The organism is Rickettsia massiliae MTU5 (assembly GCF_000016625.1).
GTDB classification, from domain to species: Bacteria; Pseudomonadota; Alphaproteobacteria; order Rickettsiales; family Rickettsiaceae; genus Rickettsia; species Rickettsia rickettsii.
This window is the reverse complement of sequence record NC_009900.1, coordinates 73,071-94,059: the sequence shown is the minus strand read 5'-3', so window position 1 is coordinate 94,059 and position 20,989 is coordinate 73,071. Positions and strand designations below refer to the sequence as shown.

Sequence of the window (20,989 nt, the reverse complement as noted above, 5' to 3'; positions counted from 1 at the left end):
CTGTGTTTATACTTTTTTTCTGGATTTCTGCTTTCGCAGGAATGACATAAGAGTATACAAATATCACTTCAACACACAACTCTGCTTATTATAAGCTAATTTCTTACAAACCGCTTTAGCTTGACTAAGACTACCATAATCACCGGCTAAGATTAAATAGAAAAATTTGCCGTCATCATATTTAACTTTTTTGGTTGTGATAACAACATTTTTAAGAATTTTCGGGAATTTCTTTTTTATTCTTTCCCCTTCTTTCATTGCTTCTGCTTCAGATTTTACCGAACCTAGTTGTACTTTATAACTTTCATTATTTTTACAATTTTTAGCATTACTAACCTTATCTTTACTTCCTTTTTCAAGCTTTATTATATTTAAATCCGTTTCATTTTTGGAGTTATTATTTGGCTCTATTAATGCAATAAGGTTAGATATTTCATCAAAAGATTCATCGCTTTGACTTTGGTTACGAGAATCTATACGCATAGGTTTCTCAGGGTCAGGAAGCAATTTTACGGTTTTAATATTTGTATCTTTAGCAATAAGATTTTCATATATCGTACTATGTACTGCTGCTATTTGGTTATTTTCTATTATAGACGGTTTTATTTTTGTAGGCAGCTCATCAGGATAAATAGTAATTACCGGCTTGCTATTCTGATAATATTGATAACCAAAATAAATAGCGGATATACATACTAAAAATACTAGAAATATTTTAATAAAAATATTATTGATCATATTTAGTAATTTGATAATAGAAAAACGTCATTGTGAGGAAAAATTGAAAATTTTGACGAAGCAATCTCAGGAGTATTATTTCATGAGATTGCCACGCAGCCTAAGGCTGCTCGCAATGACAACTCGGTATCCACACGAGCAATACCTCCTTGCAATGATGATGAAAACCTCACTACATTTTGTTCATTGGTTCTACACCTATCACTTCGAGACCGCTAGCTATAACTTTCCGTATGGCACTTGCAAGAGCAAGGCGTGCTAGAGTTAATTCTTTATTGCTCTCAATTACAAATCTATAATCGCTATTTTCTTTACCGAAATTCCACATAGAATGAACTTTTGAGGCTAAATTTATTAAATAAAATGCGATGCGATGCGGTTCAAAATATTTTGCAGCTGCTTCTAATGTTTTTGTCCAGCTAGCCAAAAGTTTTATAATCTCAATTTCTTCTTCAGAGGATAATAAAGATAAATCATACTTACCTGCTTCAAAGTGATTATAAGATTCAGGCATTAATTCTCTAGCTTTTGATAAAATAGATATCGTTCTCACATGTGCATATTGTACATAAAAGATAGGATTTTCTCTTGATTGTTCTTTCACTTTTACCAAATCAAAATCAAGTGGCTTATCATTTTGTCTAGTCAACATCATAAATCTTATGATATCTTTTCCTACCTCATGATTTACGTCTTGCACACTAGCAAAGCTCCCAAGACGTTTTGACATTTTAACCGGCACACCGTTTTCAACGAAATTGACCAATTGACAGATTTTAACGTCCACTTTAACCTGCTCCTTACCTAAAGCTTTAACTATTGCCTCAATTCTTTTAACATATCCACTATGATCGGCACCAAGTACATAAATTAAGTGATTCGCTCCCCGCTCTATTTTATCCTTAGCATATGCAAGATCAGAAGCAAAATAAGACCAACTTCCATCAGCTTTTGCTATAGGACGATCTTGACTATCACCATACTTAGTAGATTTAAATAATTTTTGAACTCTATTATCCCACTCTTCGTGAATTTTACCTTTAGGGGCAGGTAACGTACCTTCATAAATGAGCCCCATACGCTCCAGTAGTTTAACTGTTGCCTCTATCTCACCTTTATCATGCAATGATTGCTCAGAGAAAAATATATCATGTTTAATCCCTAAATCTGCTAAATCTTTTCTATTTAAATCAAGCATTTTTTCTACGGCAAAACTTTTGATTATTTTGAACCTTTCAGCATCGTTCATCGTTAATAATTTATTGCCGTATTCTTTCGCTAAAATTTGCCCAAGCGGAATTAAATACTCTCCCGGATATAACCCGGCAGGGATAGTCATTTGCTCACCTAAAGCCTCTTTATAACGTAATAATACCGTACTAACTAAATCATTTATTTGTGAGCCTGCATCATTAACATAATATTCTTTTGTAACGGAGTAACCTACCTTTTGCAAAATCCTTGCTAGCACATCACCATATACCGCACCCCTAGCATGCCCTATATGCATTGGACCGGTGGGATTTGCCGAAACATACTCGATGTTAATATTTCTGCTTTTATCTATATCAATTTCAAAAAACTTTTCTTCATGCTGTAAAATATCCTTTATTGATGCCTGCCAACTATCAGCTTTTATAGTAAAATTAATAAAGCCCGGTCCTGCTATTTCTATACTTGCAATATAAGGTAATGTTATAAGGACTTCTTTAAATTTTAAAGCCACTTCCCGAGGAGAAATACTTTCTTTAGCTGCAATAATCATTGCAATATTACTTGATAAATCACCGTTAAAACTATCTTTCGGTGTTTCAATAGTAGCAGTATTTGCTATTTCTTGATTATTATATAATTGCCTGCTTGCCACAATTATATCTTGTTTCAATTGATTAAATATATTCATAATTATTAAATGTTATTAAAATTCAGCGAATAGAATTCTTACAAACGCTCGTTAATAAGGAGGAATTTGTAGGAGACACAGAACGCAGCACCGCAGCGTACACTTTAGTACGTGAGGATGCGAGTACCGGAGCGACGCACAAATTACCCTTAGAAGCAAGTTATGTAGGAAGTCGAGCAGAGCTGATTATATTCCTGAATGGCAAAACGGTCAGTCATCCCTGCTATATAATCAGCAACAACTCTAGCTTTACTATATGTTTCATTAGAGTCTATTAGCATTTTCCAATTAACCGGCAATAAATTAATATCATCCATATAAACCTTAAACAGACCTTGTACGATTTTAGTACATTTAAGGCTGATGGCCGTAATTTTATTACTTTTATAAACTCGCTCATGAAGAAACTTCTTAGTTTCCTTAATATTTTCACTAGTTTTTTCCGTAAAATCCACTATCTGATAATTCAAGTTACGTATCTCATCTATGTTAGTAATTTTTTCTTTATTTAAATTTTCTTTTGTTTGCCATAATAAATCGGTAATTAACTCCTGTATTAGCTTACGTACTACCTCATAAATCAGACATGAGGAACTAATATTTTTAAATTTTGACTTGAGTTCAAAAACATGTTGATCAATATATTTAAGTTCAGCAAGACTATCAAAATCGATAATTTTAGCACCGATACTATCTTCCAAATCATGCGAAATATAGCTAATATCATCGGCAAGAGCTGCTATTTGAGCCTCTGCTGATGCATAGGTACTAAGTTCTAAATCATTTTGCTTATTATACTCTGCTATATATTCATTTATCTCTCCTAGTATAGGACCGTTATGTTTTACTATTCCTTCTAAAACTTCCCATGTTAAATTTACTCCATTATAAGCCGCATATCTTTTTTCAAGTAATGTTAGTATCTTTAAAGATTGAGCATTATGAGAAAAGCCGTTATATTCTCTCATACATTCATTTAAAGCCCGCTCTCCCGCATGACCGAAAGGCGTATGCCCAAGATCATGAGCAAGTGCTATTGTCTCAGCTAAATCATTTGATAAATTTAAAGTATTAGCGACCGAACGTGCAACAGTCGAAACCTCTAGAGAATGAGTTAGCCTATTTCTGTAATGATCTCCCTCGTGATTAATAAAAACTTGAGTTTTATATTGCAAACGCCTAAATGCATTAGTATGTATAATGCGATCACGATCACGTTCAAACTCGTTTCTATAAGAGGTCGGGATTTCCTTATATAATCTTCCCCTACTTTTAAGAGGATCAGAAGCGTATGAAGCAAGCATCGTTATCCTTTATTTTGAAAGACGTTGTTGTGTGGTTCTAACTTTTCGTCATTGCGAGAAAATTGCATAGCAATTGACGAAGCAATCATTCTGAACCGGAATTTTATTTAATAACTTTAGGAGTTTGTTATTATTTCATGAGATTGCCACGCAGCTTACGGCTGCTCACAATGCCGATTTGGTATCCACACAACAAAGCCAACTTGAAAAATATCAAGATATACTATATAATTTATGAGACTTTTACAAGGTAATTTTAAGTGACGATAACAATTACGGATAGAGCTTTTGAACGGGTTTGCGAGTTAGTAAAGCTAGAAAAAGATAAGAATTTAGTACTGCGAGTTTCGGTTGATAGCGGCGGTTGCTCAGGACTTATGTATAATTACGAACTAGTCTCAAAAGATAATATAGAGCAAGATGATTATGTCACTACTAAACATAATGCTACAATTATTATTGATCCTATCTCTCAAAAATTTATGCTAGATTGCACTCTTGATTTTATAGAAGAGCTAGGCAGTTCATATTTCGATGTTAGTAATCCGCAAGCTAAAGCAAAATGCGGCTGCGGTAATTCTTTCTCGGTGTAAATGCAAGTATTGCGAGTGGGCATTGTTATTAGAATGCCGATGTCATTCCTGCAACAGCAGCAATGACATCGCAACGTCAAACTTTTAATGTTAATCATCAAGTTGCATAGTTGCTCCACCTACCTCAACTTCGTCATTATTATCATAAGGAGGACGCTCTACTTCATTACTATTAACGTTATTATCTTTATCTTCTTCGTTATCTGAAGCATTACTATCTATGTTAATATAAACATGTTGTTCTTGGACTTGTTGAGCTATTAAACTTTGTTTTAATGTTTCAGCTTGAGATTTTCTTAAATTTAGTCCTTGTCCTTTACATTGCTCCGTGGAGAGAATTTTAAGGCCTTGAGATTGTCTTATTAAATCATCGCATACCAACCAGTCCGAAGTATTTCCTTCTTCTTGTTGTTGAGTTTTTAAATCCATTATTTCATCAGAGCAAACCTCGGTAATAAGTTTTACTAAGTCAGGACGACCATTTAACGATCTGCCCAAAGGATCATTATAAGTAAATATTATCTTATTTGTATCATTATCTTTACTAATCATCATACTTACCCAATGCCCATGTCCTGTATTAATCGGCATAAGTACAACTTTACCTTTGTTCTTCAAATCCTCATGCACTCCCTCTAAGTGCATCTCTTACTTGTTCAGGGCTTGTTAAATCAACATAGGGTACTATAGAGAATTTATTTTTGTCTATATTTGCTTCTAATATATTTTTTATATCATCTTCACTATACCAGTAATCCGATTCTTGTATATTTTCTATAGTGTAAAGCGGGGTACTTTTCGTTGGCGGCGGTTGTTGTGGATGCTTTTGCTGCGGCTGCATTAAAGCTTCTTCTTGTTTTTGAGGCTGCGTATCATTTTGTTTGTTTACTTCTTGTTGATCATTAGTCAATTGCTCATTTTGATTTTGTTGTACTTCTGGCTACTCCTTGGCTTACGGCTCCGGCAGTGAAACAAAATCATTTATTATAGTCTGTGTATCACTTAAAAATTTTGTTCTGTCAGCCTCTTTAGTAACTATACTCAGATCTTCCATCTTACCTTTGTCAAGTATTGAGCGTATAAAAGTAGTATTTTCCTCCATCTTCGTACTATAAACTTTATGCACTTTTAACAATACCTGAGAGCTAGCTATACTTGCAGCCTTTAAATATTCAAAAGCAGCTAGCGGTATTAAATTTAAATAAAAATTCCCCTAAAGATATAAAGATCTTTTTTTAAAGATAGATAATTCTCTACTTCTTTTTTATTCTTAGGTATGTTAAAAATTTCTCTAAGAATAAAACTACACTCTTCTATCGGGTCTATACTTAAACTTACCTTGAAATATTTTATTGCTTCAAGAAGCAATTTAATTACTATTTCGCTTTTATTTTCGTCCTTATAGAATCCTCCCTAAATTTAAAAACAATCCACCTATTTTTTTACAAATATTGCTAAAAATGTACGGAATTGTATCATGGCCATAGAGAAAGTTAAAATCTTTATCAATTTCCAGAGTATTAATATATTCTCTTATTGCTCTAAACCAATCTAATTCCGATTTACTATTTTCATAGATCATACCTAAATAATAATGAGCATTGGCTTTTATTGCATTTATAGATATAACAATATGCTCAGCTTGCGATCCCGTAAGTTTATTAAGCCATTCTAATGCTTCTTTATAATATTTTTTTTGTTCTTTATTAGATTCTACATTATCGGTTACTTGATAGTTAATATATCCTTTCTTCAAGAACAGTTAAGTTTGGAGTGTTTTTTTGTTCCAAAATATTATTAAAATACTCCGTCAAAAAATCATTTATGATCTATAAGTTGAATAAATAAATATTAATACTATTTAAAAAATTCTAAATAAGTAAATTTACAACAAAGATTTAAAGGCGAATTGGTGAAATTCTAATGATAAGAAAGTTCTATTTTTTACATTGTAAAAAATTATTACTTCTATTTTAAAATTGAATTAATAGGGGATATTTTTATATATATTTTGAAAGGTAAAATTTGAAGTTATTTTTCTTTTGTAATTTTATCATATTTTTTTAGTTTGATAAGAATGGACTCTAGATTATCCAACTTCATCATACATGGACCGTCGCTTGGAGCGTTATCGGGGTCTTGATGTACTTCCATATACATACCGGCAATACCTACAGAAGTTGCTGCCTTTGCAAGTAACTCTACATATTTTCTTTCTCCGCCGGTACTACTTCCTAGCCCGCCCGGCTGCTGAACGGAATGTGTGGCATCAAAAACTACAGGTACATTTAACTCTGCCATTATTGCAAGACTACGCATATCAGATACCAAGTTATTATAGCCAAAACATGCTCCTCGCTCTGTAAATAATATATCCTTTACTCCAAAAGCTTCTAGTTTTGTTTGCACATTTTTCATATCCCACGGAGCTAGAAACTGTCCTTTTTTTACTTTTACTATTTTACCTGTTTTTGCTGCAGCTTGAAGCAAGTCGGTTTGTCTACATAAAAATGCCGGAATTTGTAAAATATCTGCTACTTCGGCTGTTTCGGTACATTGACTCTCTGAATGAACATCAGTAACAATAGGGCAATCGAATTCAGATTTTACTTTTGATAAAATTTCTAAACCTTTCTCAATACCAAGTCCTCTAATCCCATGTACGGAAGTTCTATTAGCTTTATCAAAAGAAGATTTATAAATAAATGGAATCTCAAGCTTGCTAGTTAATTTAACAAGTTTTTCTGCCATAAACAACGCATGATCTTTTCCTTCAATCTGACAAGGCCCTGTAATTAGAACAAACGGTAAATCATTTCCTATTTTGATATTGTTAAGTTTTACTACTTTCTGCATAATTCTTAGATTTAATTAATTGAGCGAGGCACGGATTAGTGTTTCTCTGTTATATCAGGTACTGATTCATTTTCTATTAAGTCATTATTAATTATTAGTGTATAATATTTTTCTTTTATTGTCGTTAAATCATAACTACCATGATAATAACCTTCTAGGTTAATAATTTTTTTTAAATAAAAATTTACCTGCTCTGTTTCTAACGGTTCATCTATATTTTGTACAATAGACGACTTAATATTAATTAAATACGCTTTTATTTTTTTTAATTCTTTAATAATTATAAAAATATCATGCGGTTTTGTTACCAATATTCCTACAAACAAAATTAATAATATTTGCGTTAAAGACATATTTATATTAATTTCTTATGTTTATATTTTGGATTTAAAATACTTTCCCCGTTAATACTTAGCATATATTCATGATAATCTTGATAATTTCCTTCAAACCATGTAGCATTATTTTCTTTATCATATGATATAATATGAGTGGTTATTCTATCTAAAAACCACCTATCATGACTAATCACTAATACACAACCTGCAAAATCTAAAATAGCATCTTCAAGTGCTCTTAACGTATCAATATCTAAATCATTAGACGGCTCATCTAATAATATAACATTTGCTCCTTCTTTTAATAATTTTGCCAAATGTACTCTGTTACGTTCTCCACCTGAAAGTTGTCCAACTTTTTTTTGTTGATCACCGCCTTTAAAATTAAAAGCTGCACAATAAGCTCTACTTTTAATTATTCTATTACCAAGTTGTAATTCATCTAGACCTTCTGAAATTTCTTCCCATATAGTCTTATTATCATCTAAATGATCCCGTGATTGATCGACATAACCTAATTTTACCGTTTGACCAATTTTAATAGAACCACTATCTGGCATTATTTTACCTGTAATAATATTAAACAAAGTAGACTTACCTGCTCCATTCGGTCCAATAATTCCTACAATAGCTCCACGTGGAACTTTAAAACTAAAATCTGATAATAATATTTTATTATTAAATTTTTTAGCTATATGTTCTGCTTCAATAACAAGATCACCTAAACGAGGTCCGTTAGGTATAATTATTTGAGTAGGATCGGTTTTTTGTTCTTGTTGTTTATTTAATAACTCTTGATATGCTGTAATACGTGCTTTATTTTTTGATTGTCTAGCTTTTGGAGTTTGACGAATCCATTCAAGTTCACGATTCAATTGTTTTTTTCTATCATCGTCTTCTTTACTTTCTAAAGCTATTTTTTTTTGCTTCTGCTCAAGCCAAGAACTATAATTTGATTCCCACGGTATACAATTTCCACGATCTATTTCTAATATCCATTCTGTAACATTATCTAAAAAATAACGATCATGGGTAATTAATATTACAGTACCTTCATAATGCTTTAAATAATCCTCAAGCCAAGCAACTGATTCTGCATCCAAATGATTTGTAGGTTCATCAAGTAACAACATATCAGGTTTCTCTAAAAGCAATTTACATAAAGCCACTCTTCTTTTTTCTCCACCGGAAATTTTTGTAATATCTGCTTCTTTTGGTGGGCAACGTAAAGCAAACATTGCGACCTCTATTTCACGTTCTAGATTCCATCCATCACAATTGTCTATTTTTTCTTGCAATTCTGCTTGTTTATCAAGAAGCTTTTGCATTTCTTTATCAGTGATTTCAGCAGCAAATTTGTTACTTATATAATTAAATTCATCAATAAGTTTTTTCTTTTCATGAAGACCTTCTATGATATTATTAAAAACATTTTTACTAGCATCCAGATACGGTTCTTGAGGTAAATATCCTACTTTTATACCAATTTTAGCTGTTGCTTTACCTTCAAACTCTTTATCAATACCTGCCATTATTTTTAATAAAGTCGATTTGCCTGCTCCATTTGGACCTATTATACCGATTTTAGCTTTTGGTAAAAATGATAAATTTGTTTCTTTTAAAATTCGTTTACCATTTATAATTTTGCTTAAACCAACCATTTCATAAACATATTGATATGACATAAATTACTTATTTCCTTATATTATTATTTTACTCCGATATATATATATATTTACTACTGTATTGTATGAATTTATTGCTCTATGATCATATAATTCAAAATCAGACATTGTAATTTCTATCATTGTTTTTCTCGTTTAGATATTGATCTTAAGAAATAAAATGCTGTATATATACTTTAATTTTAGCAGCTTGAGGATTGTGTATACTTTTATACTTATAATTTTTCGTTCAAGCTTATTGATAATTTTTCCATATGCATTTTAATTTAATTTTAATAATATCAAGTCTAATTCTTCCAAATCTTTATAATGAAATATTAATTTTCCGCCTAATGGATAATTTTCTATTGTTATTTTTATACCAAATTTTTCTGATAAAGCTTTTACTAATAATTCTAGATCATTATCCGTAGCGTTGTCCTTTAAAAAACGCTTTCCTATTTTGTTATTATTGTTAGGGGATTTTGTATACTCATTTTTTTTATACCATTGTCTTACTAGTTCTTCTGTTTGACGTACATTTAAATCATTATTTATAATATGATCGGCTATTACTTCTGCATGTTCATGATTTATTAAACACCGAGCTTGCCCCATACTTAGTATATTTTCATTTACTTTATCTTGAATAGACTGCGGCAAATTATTAAGCCTTAATAAATTAGCTATATGACTACGACTTTTACCAAGCCTTTCAGCTAATTTTTCTGCCGTATAATTAAAATTTTCTATTAAATATTTAAAGCCACGAGCTTCTTCCATCACTGTTAAATCAGTTCTTTGTATGTTCTCAATTAATGCTATTTCCATACTCTCTCTAGCATCTAAATTTTTTATAATTACCGGTATCTCTAAAACTTTTGCTAATTTACATGCACGCCAGCGTCGCTCTCCTGCTATAATTTGGAAATTATTATCAACAATAATAGGCTGTAATAAACCATTATTCAATATAGAATCTGCTAATTCTTTTATTTTATCATATTCAAAGTTTTTTCTAGGCTGATTCTCATTTGGTCTTATTTTATCAATATTTATTATTTGTACTACTTCTGATTCTATAGAAATAACTTCTTCTCCAAGTAATGAAGATAATCCTCTTCCTAATCCTTTATTTTTCGCCATATCTTTCTAAGATTTCTTTTGTAAGTTCTATATATGCCACTGCTCCCGAACATTTATAATCATATATAATAGCCGGTTTTCCATATGAAGGAGCTTCAGATAGTTTAATATTTCTTGGAATAACGGTTTTAAATACTAATGCTCCTAAGCATTTTCTAACATCATCTTCTACTTGTTCAGTTAAACGATTACGTTTATCATACATTGTAAATAATATACCTGCAATCTTTATCTTAGGATTTAATTTTTTCTCTACAATTTCAATTGTTTTTAACAAATGACTCAATCCTTCTAAAGAATAAAAATCACATTGCATTGGAATCAGTACTTCATCGCTTGCAACTAAAGCGTTTACCGTTAATAAATTTAATGAAGGAGGGCAATCAATAATTATATAATCATATAATATTTTTATTTCTTCCAATAGCTTCATTAAAATATATTCTCGGTCCTTTAATTTTGTTAAGTCTAATTCAGCCGCAGATAGATTAGTGTTTGAAGTAATTATTTCTAAATTTGGTATATCTGTAGAAATTATTGCATCTTTCAATTCTATTAAATTTGTTAATACTTGGTATATAGTATTTTTGCGTTGTTGCTGACTAATTCCAAAACCGGTACTACTATTCCCTTGAGGATCAAGATCTATAACTAAAATTTTTTTATTTACAGCAGCAAAAGCTGTAGCTAAATTTACAGTAGTTGTAGTTTTTGCTACCCCTCCTTTTTGATTAACAATAGCAATTACTTTCATATCATTTTTGTTAAATTACTAACTTCTAGAATTTTCCCTTCTTCACAAGTAATACTTTGATGTATTAAATAACCAAATAACCATCTCTCTTTAGCTTCTACTATTTCAGTTAAATAATTTTTTCCTTTTAATAACAAAAATTTTTCTCGTACTGAAATATTTTTTATGCAATTAAATATTGTATTTAAGTTAGAGAAAGCTCTACAAGTTAATATACTACAATCTATTTCTATTTTTTCTATTCTTTGATTGATTATTTGTATGTTATTATTTGATATCTTTGATGCTTTTTCTAAAAATATACATTTACGTAAATCAGCTTCTATTAAACTTACTTGTGCTACCCCCGCTATAGATAATACTATACCAGGCAAACCGGAACCGCTTCCTATATCAACCAAATGTATTTCTTTATTATCAATATATTGTATTAATTGTAATGAGTCTAATATATGACGTTGCCAAAAATTATGTATAGTATTATCCGATACAAGATTGATTGATTTATTCCATTTTTTAACTAACTTTTGAAAAATTTCTAACTTTTCAATTATTTCACGTGGAACTTCCATCACTATATTTAGTTTTTAAATAAATTATAATAGCCGTAATTGCTGCAGGTGTAATCCCTGGAATTCGACGTGCTACACCAATAGTAGTAGGTTTATGGGAAGAAAGTTTTTCCTGTATCTCTAATGATATACTTGGTATTTTAAAATAGTCAATATTTTTAGGTATTAACTGCGCCTCTTCACTTTGAAATAAATTAATATCTGCGTGTTGTCTAGTTAAATATGAAGCATATTTTGCTTCAATATAGAGTAATTGCAAAATGTTATTATTTTGTGTTTCTTTAAGCATAGGAAAAATTTTAATAGCTTGTTCAACATTAAAATTAGGTATTTTAAATAAGTCTAATACTGTTTTATATGTACCATCCTGTGCAACCTGTATACCCATTTTAGCAAGTTTACTAGTAGTTAAAGACAAGGTATTTAATAATGATTTTATTTTTTCTATATCTTCACATTTTTTTGTGAATATTTTTTTACGTTTTTCTGATACGACTCCAATGTTCATCCCTAATTCTGTTAAACGTAAATCAGAGTTATCTGCTCTTAAAGATAATCTATATTCTGAGCGAGAAGTAAACATACGATAAGGTTCTATAGTACCAAATGTTGTTAAATCGTCAATCATTACTCCAATATAACTGTTTGCTCTTGTTAACATAAACGGTGCTTGATCTTTTACTGCTAAAGCAGCATTTATACCGGCTATTATACCTTGCCCTGCGGCTTCCTCATATCCTGTAGTACCGTTAATTTGCCCGGCAAAATACAATCCAGCTATTTTTTTTGTCTCTAGCGTAACACTTATTTCACGTGGATCAACATAATCATATTCTATAGCATAACCTGGACGTAAAACCTTTACATTTTCTAATCCTGGTATTGTTTTGATTAATTTATGTTGCACATCTTCAGGCAAAGAAGTAGAAATACCGTTTGGATAAATCGTATAATCATCTAACCCTTCAGGTTCTAAAAATATACGATGTTCTGATTTTGTACTAAATCTGACTATTTTATCTTCAATAGAAGGACAATATCGCGGTCCTATTCCTTCTATTTGCCCTGAATACATTGCGGATTTATCAAGATTCTCACGTATAATATCATGAGTTTCTGAGGTTGTTTTTGTGATAAAACAATTTATCTGAGAAACATTAACAATATTTGTTAATTCAGAAAAAGGACGAGGAATTTTATCGCCGGGTTGTAAAATTGTTTTACTATAATCAATAGTACGTCCATCAATTCGAGGCGGTGTACCTGTTTTTAAACGAGCCAGTTTAAAACCTATTTGTTTTAATGTATTTGATAATCCATACGAAGGCTCTTCATCTACTCTACCAGCAGGAATTTTTTTTTGTCCAATATGAATAAGCCCTGATAGGAAAGTACCTGTAGTTAATATAATTTTTTGACAAAGAATTTTGCTACCGTTATTTAAAATAACCGCTTCAATTTTAGAAGATTTAATTTCTATATCTTCCACTTTTCCATATAATATATCTAGATTAGGATAATTTGTTAATATTTGATACATCGCTTTTTTATAAAGCTTTCGATCAGCTTGAGCTCTAGGTCCCCAAACGGCTGGTCCTCTAGTCTCATTCAGCATTTTATAATGTATACCGGCTTGGTCTATAACATAACCCATTAACCCATCAAGTGCATCGATTTCTTTAACTAATGTGCCTTTTGCAATTCCACCGATTGCTGGATTGCAAGACATTTCGCCTAAATTTTCCGGTTTTAACGTAATTAAGAGAGTAGGAACTCCAAGACGTGCAGAAGCGGCGGCCGCTTCTACGCCTGCATGTCCACCGCCTATAACTATTACGTCATATTTTAGCATTAATTATTCTATAATTTCAGATTTATTAAAGAAAAATTCGATTTCTCTTTTCGCACTATTTTCACTATCTGAACCATGAATACTATTAGCCTCAATTGATTCGCCTAAATCTTTTCTAATAGTGCCTGCTTCAGCTTCAGCAGGATTAGTTGCACCCATAACTGTGCGGTTTAAAGTTATAGCATCCTCCCCCTTAAGCACTTGAAGTACTACCGCTCCTGAAGTAATATATTCAACTAAGCTATTAAAAAACGGTCTTGCTCTATGCTCATCATAAAAACATTCAGCTTCATATTTAGTTAAAAATTTCATTTTCTGGGCTACTATTTTTAAACCGGCATTTTCTAAGTAAGTATTAACTTGCCCTATTTTATTCCTTTTGATAGCATCAGGCTTAATCATTGAAAAAGTATATTGTATTGTCATTTTGTAACCTATTTATTATAATTATTAAATTTATTTTTTAGCTGAACGATTCCATATTAAAGCAAATAACCCTCCTCCTAAAAGAGCAGAAATACTGAAAAATATAAATACCCCATTCCAACCATAATTATCGCTAATCCATCCTACGCCGACTCCCGCAATAGCCGCTCCTAAATAACCAAATAACCCTGATAATCCATTAGCCGTACCGACAGCCTGACGGGTACTAAAATCAGCAGCTGCTATACCCACAAGGAGCTGAGGTCCTGAAACAAAAAAGCCTATTAAAGAAAGAATTACTATACTGAATAATTCACTATGAATAGGAAGTTTCCAAAATAAGACTAACAATAAGCTAAGCAATACCATACATATGGATGCAACAGGACCTCGACGACCTTGAAATAGTTTATCAGATAAAACACCTGCTATTAATGCCCCTGGGATACCTATCATTTCATATAAACCGATTTGTAAGCCTGCATTTGCAAGACTTATATTACGTAAATCTTTTAAAAATGTTGGAGCCCAATAAATTACTCCGGAACGTATTATATAAACAAACATGTTTGCTAAACAAACATACCATATTAGCTTATTACAAAAGACCATTTTAAGTAATTGTGGAGTTAATAGCTTCTCATAATCTCCTATAGCTTCAGGCGGATATTCTTTATATGCCTCTACGGTAGATAAACCTACTTCTTTTGGAGAATTACGAAGCCTATTATATAAAAAAAGTGATACTACACAAGCAACTACACCTGGAACAAAAAAAGCAGCTCTCCAATCAAATTTATCGATTAAATAACCGCAGCTTATCATAGCAAGGGCACCACCTATTTGATTAGAAGTTGCACCCATAGCCCATTTAGTTCCAAGTTCTTTTGAAGCGAACCAGTGAGTAAGCATCTTTGTTGCAGGAGGCCAGCCCATAGATTGAAACCAGTTACTGGCTATCCATAAAATTCCTATAAGCCATAAAGAATCTGAAAAACCTATTAGCATAGTAATGATCCCGACAAATAAAAGACCCAAAACCATAAATATCCGAACATTAACTTTATCGCTAATAAACCCGTTACAAGCTTTACTAACTCCATACATAATAGATGAAGCAGTTAATATCCAGCCAATTTGTGTTTTAGTAACCCCAAAATATGCTCTTATAGCAGGAGTTGCTATATTAAAATTCTGACGACAAAAATAAAAAGTTGCGTAACCTATAATAATAGAATACAAAATTCTTACTCGCCAACTATTATATTTTTTTACATATGGCGATCTTGGAGTTTTAATTTTGGATCTTGTATTTGTCATATTGTAAACTCTCCGACTATAAAAAAGCAAGTTTCAGAGTCTATTTTTCGTTTTATTTACCAAAACTTTATACTCTTTATTTAAACCTTTAACGGCATATATCCATAATATTACTATTACAAAGAATATAGAAGCAAAATAAGGAGTTGCCTCTACAAAACCAAATGCAGGAAATAAAATAAAGAATGTAGATTGAATAATAGCACCGCCTGATTTACCAAATCTTCCTCCGATAACTTCAACAGCAGCTTGCCCTTTTACTCGTAAATCCTTATCAAGCGGAATATACGCCATGTTTTTAGTGGCATCAAATAAAGAATATTTTACACCTTTACTTAAAACATTTTGAATCATACCGATCATAACAGCAAGTGCTAAAGGACCTGAAGCAAGAATACCTGTTAAATGCATAGCAATAACACTATCAAAAAAGATAAATGCAAAAAACGCTGCACCGGTAATTAACATCATTAATGGAGTTATCATAGCTGCAGTTAGCCATGATACTTTTCTTAAAAGATTACTACCTATAAGCATGAAAACAATTGCAACCCAACCCTGATAAAATTGGAACTTACCCATATATATAGTATAAGCCTCTTTTGTCGGATATAATTCTTTTACTTTGGATTTCCAAACACCTTCAACTAAATTTACTGAAACACCGTAAGCAATAAGTAACAATGCAATATAACCTACATACTTAGAAGTAAAGATCATTTTAAAACTATCTATTAATGACATTTTAGATTTAGCTTTCTTTTCTTTTACTAATGCCGGATCATAAAGTCTAGGATCAGTTAGAACGTTTTTATTCATCCATCTATATGTTAATATTACCAAAAAGCTACTTGTTATCATTATAACAAATAAAGGCACAAATTTTAGATGTTCTGCAACTATTTGAGTTTTTTCATGCAAGCAATATCCAATAATTACGGATGTTACAGGCAATGCTAAATTAGCAAGTAAACCAAACATTGAGTAAAAACGTTTAGCTTCATCGGTTTTAGTAATTTGGTTAGCAAATTGCCAAAATAATAAACTAAGCATCATTGTTCCCCAAAGCTCTGCCATAGTATAAAAAGATGCAAAACTCCATTTCCCAACTATTCTTATAAACCATTTGAAATTAGGATAAGCTAAACTCCAAGATTCTATGGTTTCAGGATCAGGATGAACTAAATCAGGGTAGGGGTAAAGAACAAACGCAAATAATGCAAAATACCCTAAGAAAAATGAAGTAATAACATAAAACACGTTTTCTTGCTTTAAAATATCGCAGAGCTTAACATAAATTACCATAGCGATTACGGCAGAAGGTAGTACTATATATGTTTTTAAGAAACTTATTGCTTCTGCCCCTATATCCGTTACTACAAACCCGTCTTTAATTGAACGAAGCGTTGAGTAGTTTAATAAAATACAGAACATCATAAACGCCATAGGAAGAAACTTCTTATTTTCATATCTTTCTATAGGCCAAATTACCTTTCTTAATTCCGAGAGATAATTGTCACTTTTGGAAGTACTCATAAATTAAATTTTTCTTATTTTGAAGATAAATATTGTACTAGAATATGTTAGAAAAGTCAAACCTATTGATTTTTTCTCAAAAGAAATTAAATAAAATTATTAACTATAGGATGCGTAAAAGAAATATGACAATTTATTTACTCGATTTTAGTTTCTATCTATAATTTTCTATTTATAAATTATTATAATAAAATTAAAATATATGTCCAAATTAAAAACAGCTCTATTATTAACTGCTATAATTTTTATAACAGGTTGTAAAAGTAATATGAAAAATGAAAACAATATTTCATTACCGCAATATGTAACTTTGAACATTCAAACCTTAAATAGTTCAGAGGATAAAACTATTAGAATAAAGGCAAAAACTTTAAACTTTCCGTTATCTTCAGAAGATTTACGTGATATATCTATTTTAGAAAAGAAATATGATCAAGAAGAAAATTGTGCAGGACTTGCTGCACCACAAATAGGCATATCAAAATGTATAATAATATTTGCAGTACATGAAGATGCAGAGTTAAAAAAATGGCGTCCTGACCTTAAGGATACAATGCCTAAAACTATTTGGATTAACCCCTCATATAAACCGATAGGTATTGATAAACATGAAGATTACGAGGGATGCTTTTCTGTTGAAAATGCTATAGGACCGGTAGCAAGATTCAAGAAAATTCATTATCACGCATATGATATAAATGGAAATCAAATTCAAGGTATCGCAGAAGGATTTTTAGCAAGAGTTATCCAGCATGAAATCGATCATCTAAACGGAAAAGTATTTTTAGATTATGTAGCTCCCCAAAAAATAATGACTAAAGAAGAATATTTAGAAATGCGTAAAAAAGCAATGGAGCAGGAAAATATAAAATCTTAGAGTTCTCTAAATCTCAAATATCATTCTAGCTAAAATTTGAGTATGTCATTCCCGCGAAAGCGGGAATCTAGAAAAAAGCGAAATTATCCGAGCTTTTAATATAAAAATTAAATATATTTGTATCTTTTAGTTACTGAATTCCTGCCTTCGCAGGAATGACATTGTTCCATGTTAGGGCAACGTAAATTTACTTTATATTATTTGGTATAATACTATTGCATCGGATACGGGACGCACGAGATGTTCGCCTAAAGCTTCATCTTCATCACCTGTTACATTATTTATAATTTTTCCGCCCATGAATAATGTAGAAGAACCGCCACCGTCTAAATTGATTGCCGATTCATATCCAAGGCTTAACATATAATCTGCAAGTTCTGTTTTAGTTAATCCTATCACAGTATCATTAACAAGGTGTTTTTCTAAAATTTTTAAAGCTTCAGGGATATTTATTTCTTTCTCTTTCCGTAATATTGATCTTACTTGCACAAGCTTAAGGTCTTTTACATGTTGCTTATAAATATGCTCAACTACAACTATAGTGCCGTCATTACGCACTCCTTAAGGCAGTACGAGCATGAGCCGGATCATCTTGCTTTGGATTATCTACAACATTTTTACCGTTTTGAATCAATAAGGGAATACCGGTTACTATTGAAGCAGTGTTACTTAAATTTATAAGCTTACCGTCTTTATTTGGAATAACAGATTTATCGTCTATTTCTACTAAAATTTTTGCACTAGCCTTGGTAATTTGAATATTGCCCTGATCTATAATTAACAAACTTTGTAGTTGTTGTCTAAGACTAAATAGCTTGCCGTCAATCATTAAAGTAAGGCTTGGTCTGCCGTCATCACTACCGGCGATTTCAAAGAATCCGGCATTAATAGCAGCAGCTGCATTAGTGCGGTGTGCCATAACGTTTACTGTTTCTCTGCCTATAACCTGATTATGAGCTTTAACTAGTTTTAACCCAAAATTCTTAGGATCAATAGTTAACACATGAATCACATGCTTATCTTTTTCATAACGATTATATGTTAAGCCTTTATATTCCTTTGCATATATTTTAAAACTGATTATTAAAGCAAGAAATAAGTAAACTAACCTAATCATATTGTTTTACTTTTTTTAACAATAAAATTTAACCATAATGCCTCTTTACTTGTAGAGAATCTCTTACTCTTTTCCGTCCATATTTTAACTATTTCAAAAAGCCTGTTAAAATAAGGTTTTATTGTATCTTCATGCATATTGTAAAAATCACGATCATCACGTTGTATAATATCTGAACCGTATCCGTAAGAAGCATAAAAAATACCTTCCGGCTTTAATGCAGCATGAATTTTTTATACACATTGATTGTTTCATTATAAGGTACATGAAGGAGAGTTGCTTGAGCCCAAACACCATCAAACGACTCCTTAAAATCGATATCTTGAAAAGTGGAGTGCAGTACATCTATTCCGGTTTCTTTTGTAGCTAATTTAACCATTTCGGTTGAACCGTCAAAAGCAGTAACTTGATATCTTTGACTTAAAAAATATTTTGTATCACGACCAACTCCGCAACCTGCATCTAAAATATGAGCTTGTTCAGGTAAATAGTTAGTAAATGCTTTATAGTTATCAGACAAATCTGCATTGATTGTTCTGCTATAAAACTCTTGAGCGTTATTATTATAATACTGTATATTTTTCATAATTTTATATTTTTCCCAACTATTAGTATATTTATACTCACCAAACAATAAAATACAAATAGAAAATACATATAATTTCTATTATATATTAGACTTCTTTTCGAACTCGCTTATAGGGAGGAATTTGGAGGAAACACGGAACGCAGCACCGCAGCGTATAAAAAAGTACGTGAGGATACAAGTACCAGATTGACGTACAAATTACCTCTAGAAGTAGAGTTCCAAAAGAAGTCTATTGACTATTAGACTTAAAAATGGTCTACTTATCAAGAATAAGGCTTAAGGTTTATATGATAAAAAAAATAATATTTGGAATAACTATTTTACTTAGTACAAGCTGCTTTGCCAATAGTACAACTTCTGACGGCTCAAAAAAAGATGCAGCAAAAACTAACGATGTTACAACACAAAAAATTATAGATGATTTTTCTGCTTACGCCGGTACTATAAAACCGGAAGTACGGGAGGAAATACAAAAATATAGAGTAGCAATAGTCAAGATTAATAAGAAGAAACGTGAACTATATAACAGCCTTTCCAAAGAGGCTCAAAATTTTTTAGCAGAGCAACAAAAATATAAACAAAAACTATCTATCTCTAAACTAACGGCAGAAAACGACCAAAAGAATAATACCGCTGATTCTAATGATAATAAGAGCAAAGATACAAAATAAATTACTTTTGCTCTTATTATCATTCTTAGCCGTTATTGTGCGGATCAAAAATCGTCATTGCAAGCAGCCATAGGGCTGTACGGCAATCTCATGAAATAATAACAAACTCCTGAGATTGCTACGCAATTTCCTCACAGTGACGGATAAACCTATCCATACAACAACTCCGCTTTTAGCTAGGTATTTCATAAATCTGCTCTACTACACCATCAAAACCCATTAAAAAAGTATAAACTTTTAATTGAGGGAATTTTTCTTTTATTATATCACGGGCCTTGTTTAAAATTGCTGCATGTGCTACCGTTTCTTTTTCCTTGGTATTTAGCTGTTCCTGACCTATAAGTATTTTATAAGCTCCACATTCTCTATGATCAAGAAAAACAATTTGTTTTATGTTATGTAATTCTTGCAAAATCTCAATAGTATCTTCTATTGTTTTTCCCCAATAAGTATATTTGTCGTTAACGAGGGCAAGCGATGCACCGGGCAGTGATACTTTATCAAAATTATCTTCTAATCCTAATTGCTTCATTAATTTATCTGTTTCGTCTATTAATCTAAAATCTACACAACTAATTAAAAGAGTAGAAGCTTCATTTAATGTGTTTAAATGTTCATTACTTACTTCTACCTTTACAACTTTCTTATTGGCAATTATATCATTTTTAGCAGCGTAAAGATTTAAACTAGACACCATAATAAACCCTAAAATTATATATTTTACATGTATCAT

24 protein-coding genes and 3 pseudogenes are annotated in these 20,989 nt (G+C 31.3%); 5 read left to right on the top strand and 22 right to left on the bottom strand.

The window, feature by feature from the left end:
• Positions 1–63: 63 nt before the first annotated feature.
• Together RMA_RS00565 and argS are read right to left on the bottom strand one after the other, a co-directional pair.
• The gene (locus RMA_RS00565) at positions 64–738 is read right to left on the bottom strand and encodes an SPOR domain-containing protein (protein WP_014408156.1); all 675 of its coding nucleotides are present in this window, start codon (positions 736–738) and stop codon (positions 64–66) included.
• Between the two features lie 172 nt (positions 739–910).
• Positions 911–2,641, bottom strand: coding sequence for an arginine--tRNA ligase (gene argS, locus RMA_RS00560; RefSeq protein WP_041404473.1), 1,731 nt, complete (start codon positions 2,639–2,641; stop codon positions 911–913).
• A gap of 29 nt (positions 2,642–2,670) precedes the next feature.
• Between argS and RMA_RS12180 the strand changes: the two are divergent.
• Positions 2,671–2,877: pseudogene (locus RMA_RS12180) on the top strand (palindromic element RPE1 domain-containing protein); the annotation flags it as partial.
• Here the strand turns inward: RMA_RS12180 and RMA_RS00555 are convergent.
• A complete protein-coding gene (locus RMA_RS00555) occupies positions 2,791–3,945 on the bottom strand; it encodes a deoxyguanosinetriphosphate triphosphohydrolase (protein ID WP_041404472.1) in 1,155 nt (384 codons plus the stop codon). The pseudogene RMA_RS12180 and the gene RMA_RS00555 overlap by 87 nt on opposite strands.
• A gap of 260 nt (positions 3,946–4,205) precedes the next feature.
• Here RMA_RS00555 and RMA_RS00550 point away from each other — a divergent pair, with 260 nt between their 5' ends.
• Positions 4,206–4,538 carry an iron-sulfur cluster assembly accessory protein gene (locus tag RMA_RS00550; RefSeq protein ID WP_012152387.1) on the top strand — a complete coding sequence of 111 codons (333 nt, stop codon included), beginning with the start codon at positions 4,206–4,208 and terminating at the stop codon, positions 4,536–4,538.
• Positions 4,539–4,628: 90 nt separating this feature from the next.
• On the opposite strand, the gene RMA_RS10460 is transcribed toward RMA_RS00550, so the two are convergent.
• From RMA_RS10460 to tlc1, 14 genes are all read right to left on the bottom strand, one after another.
• Positions 4,629–5,156 carry a hypothetical protein gene (locus RMA_RS10460; protein ID WP_238375500.1) on the bottom strand — a complete coding sequence of 176 codons (528 nt, stop codon included), beginning with the start codon at positions 5,154–5,156 and terminating at the stop codon, positions 4,629–4,631.
• 4 nt (positions 5,157–5,160) lie between these two features.
• Positions 5,161–5,448 (bottom strand): hypothetical protein, encoded by a 288-nt coding sequence (locus RMA_RS00540; RefSeq protein WP_049749336.1) that lies wholly within the window; start codon positions 5,446–5,448, stop codon positions 5,161–5,163.
• 42 nt (positions 5,449–5,490) lie between these two features.
• Entirely contained in the window at positions 5,491–5,673 is a 183-nt protein-coding gene (locus tag RMA_RS09720) for a hypothetical protein (RefSeq protein ID WP_041404931.1), read from the bottom strand.
• Positions 5,674–5,937: 264 nt separating this feature from the next.
• A complete protein-coding gene (locus RMA_RS10455) occupies positions 5,938–6,294 on the bottom strand; it encodes a hypothetical protein (RefSeq protein WP_238375499.1) in 357 nt (118 codons plus the stop codon).
• Positions 6,295–6,569: 275 nt separating this feature from the next.
• A complete protein-coding gene (gene kdsA, locus RMA_RS00520; RefSeq protein WP_014365212.1) occupies positions 6,570–7,394 on the bottom strand; it encodes a 3-deoxy-8-phosphooctulonate synthase in 825 nt (274 codons plus the stop codon).
• 35 nt (positions 7,395–7,429) lie between these two features.
• Positions 7,430–7,747: a DUF2672 domain-containing protein gene (locus RMA_RS00515; RefSeq protein WP_014365213.1), complete on the bottom strand. Its 318-nt coding sequence runs from the start codon at positions 7,745–7,747 to the stop codon at positions 7,430–7,432.
• 2 nt (positions 7,748–7,749) lie between these two features.
• Entirely contained in the window at positions 7,750–9,417 is a 1,668-nt protein-coding gene (ettA, locus tag RMA_RS00510) for an energy-dependent translational throttle protein EttA (protein ID WP_012152384.1), read from the bottom strand.
• Between the two features lie 261 nt (positions 9,418–9,678).
• Positions 9,679–10,542 (bottom strand): ParB/RepB/Spo0J family partition protein, encoded by an 864-nt coding sequence (locus RMA_RS00505; protein ID WP_012152383.1) that lies wholly within the window; start codon positions 10,540–10,542, stop codon positions 9,679–9,681.
• Complete coding sequence (locus RMA_RS00500; RefSeq protein WP_012152382.1) at positions 10,529–11,296, bottom strand: ParA family protein; 768 nt, start codon at positions 11,294–11,296, stop codon at positions 10,529–10,531. The genes RMA_RS00505 and RMA_RS00500 overlap by 14 nt, the downstream gene beginning before the upstream one ends.
• Positions 11,293–11,868: a 16S rRNA (guanine(527)-N(7))-methyltransferase RsmG gene (rsmG, locus tag RMA_RS00495; protein WP_148194434.1), complete on the bottom strand. Its 576-nt coding sequence runs from the start codon at positions 11,866–11,868 to the stop codon at positions 11,293–11,295. The genes RMA_RS00500 and rsmG overlap by 4 nt, the downstream gene beginning before the upstream one ends.
• Complete coding sequence (gene mnmG / locus RMA_RS00490; RefSeq protein ID WP_012152380.1) at positions 11,852–13,720, bottom strand: tRNA uridine-5-carboxymethylaminomethyl(34) synthesis enzyme MnmG; 1,869 nt, start codon at positions 13,718–13,720, stop codon at positions 11,852–11,854. The genes rsmG and mnmG overlap by 17 nt, the downstream gene beginning before the upstream one ends.
• Before the next feature lie 3 nt (positions 13,721–13,723).
• Complete coding sequence (gene ndk / locus RMA_RS00485) at positions 13,724–14,146, bottom strand: nucleoside-diphosphate kinase (RefSeq protein WP_010420526.1); 423 nt, start codon at positions 14,144–14,146, stop codon at positions 13,724–13,726.
• Between the two features lie 30 nt (positions 14,147–14,176).
• Complete coding sequence (locus RMA_RS00480; protein ID WP_041404470.1) at positions 14,177–15,466, bottom strand: MFS transporter; 1,290 nt, start codon at positions 15,464–15,466, stop codon at positions 14,177–14,179.
• A gap of 33 nt (positions 15,467–15,499) precedes the next feature.
• Complete coding sequence (tlc1, locus tag RMA_RS00475; RefSeq protein ID WP_012152377.1) at positions 15,500–17,002, bottom strand: ATP/ADP exchange transporter Tlc1; 1,503 nt, start codon at positions 17,000–17,002, stop codon at positions 15,500–15,502.
• Between the two features lie 202 nt (positions 17,003–17,204).
• Here tlc1 and RMA_RS00470 point away from each other — a divergent pair, with 202 nt between their 5' ends.
• Entirely contained in the window at positions 17,205–17,879 is a 675-nt protein-coding gene (locus RMA_RS00470; protein WP_041404469.1) for a peptide deformylase, read from the top strand.
• 192 nt (positions 17,880–18,071) lie between these two features.
• Here RMA_RS00470 and RMA_RS11860 read toward each other — a convergent pair whose 3' ends face one another.
• The 4 genes and pseudogenes from RMA_RS11860 to RMA_RS10435 form a co-directional block, all read right to left on the bottom strand.
• Complete coding sequence (locus RMA_RS11860; RefSeq protein ID WP_148194433.1) at positions 18,072–18,242, bottom strand: phosphodiester glycosidase family protein; 171 nt, start codon at positions 18,240–18,242, stop codon at positions 18,072–18,074.
• A pseudogene (locus tag RMA_RS10445) lies at positions 18,234–18,798 on the bottom strand (phosphodiester glycosidase family protein); the annotation flags it as partial. The gene RMA_RS11860 and the pseudogene RMA_RS10445, both read right to left, overlap by 9 nt.
• 194 nt (positions 18,799–18,992) lie before the next feature.
• Positions 18,993–19,133, bottom strand: a complete 141-nt coding sequence (locus RMA_RS10440) for a hypothetical protein (RefSeq protein WP_041404468.1) — start codon at positions 19,131–19,133, stop codon at positions 18,993–18,995.
• A 77-nt stretch (positions 19,134–19,210) separates the two neighbouring features.
• The gene (locus tag RMA_RS10435) at positions 19,211–19,582 is read right to left on the bottom strand and encodes a class I SAM-dependent methyltransferase (protein WP_231288539.1); all 372 of its coding nucleotides are present in this window, start codon (positions 19,580–19,582) and stop codon (positions 19,211–19,213) included.
• Between the two features lie 90 nt (positions 19,583–19,672).
• Here RMA_RS10435 and RMA_RS07860 point away from each other — a divergent pair.
• Both RMA_RS07860 and RMA_RS00445 read left to right on the top strand, forming a co-directional pair.
• Positions 19,673–19,822 (top strand): annotated as a pseudogene (locus tag RMA_RS07860) (palindromic element RPE1 domain-containing protein); the annotation flags it as partial.
• Positions 19,823–19,872: 50 nt separating this feature from the next.
• Entirely contained in the window at positions 19,873–20,256 is a 384-nt protein-coding gene (locus RMA_RS00445) for a hypothetical protein (RefSeq protein ID WP_041404467.1), read from the top strand.
• A gap of 172 nt (positions 20,257–20,428) precedes the next feature.
• Here RMA_RS00445 and RMA_RS00440 read toward each other — a convergent pair whose 3' ends face one another.
• Positions 20,429–20,989: a carbonic anhydrase gene (locus RMA_RS00440; protein ID WP_012152373.1), complete on the bottom strand. Its 561-nt coding sequence runs from the start codon at positions 20,987–20,989 to the stop codon at positions 20,429–20,431.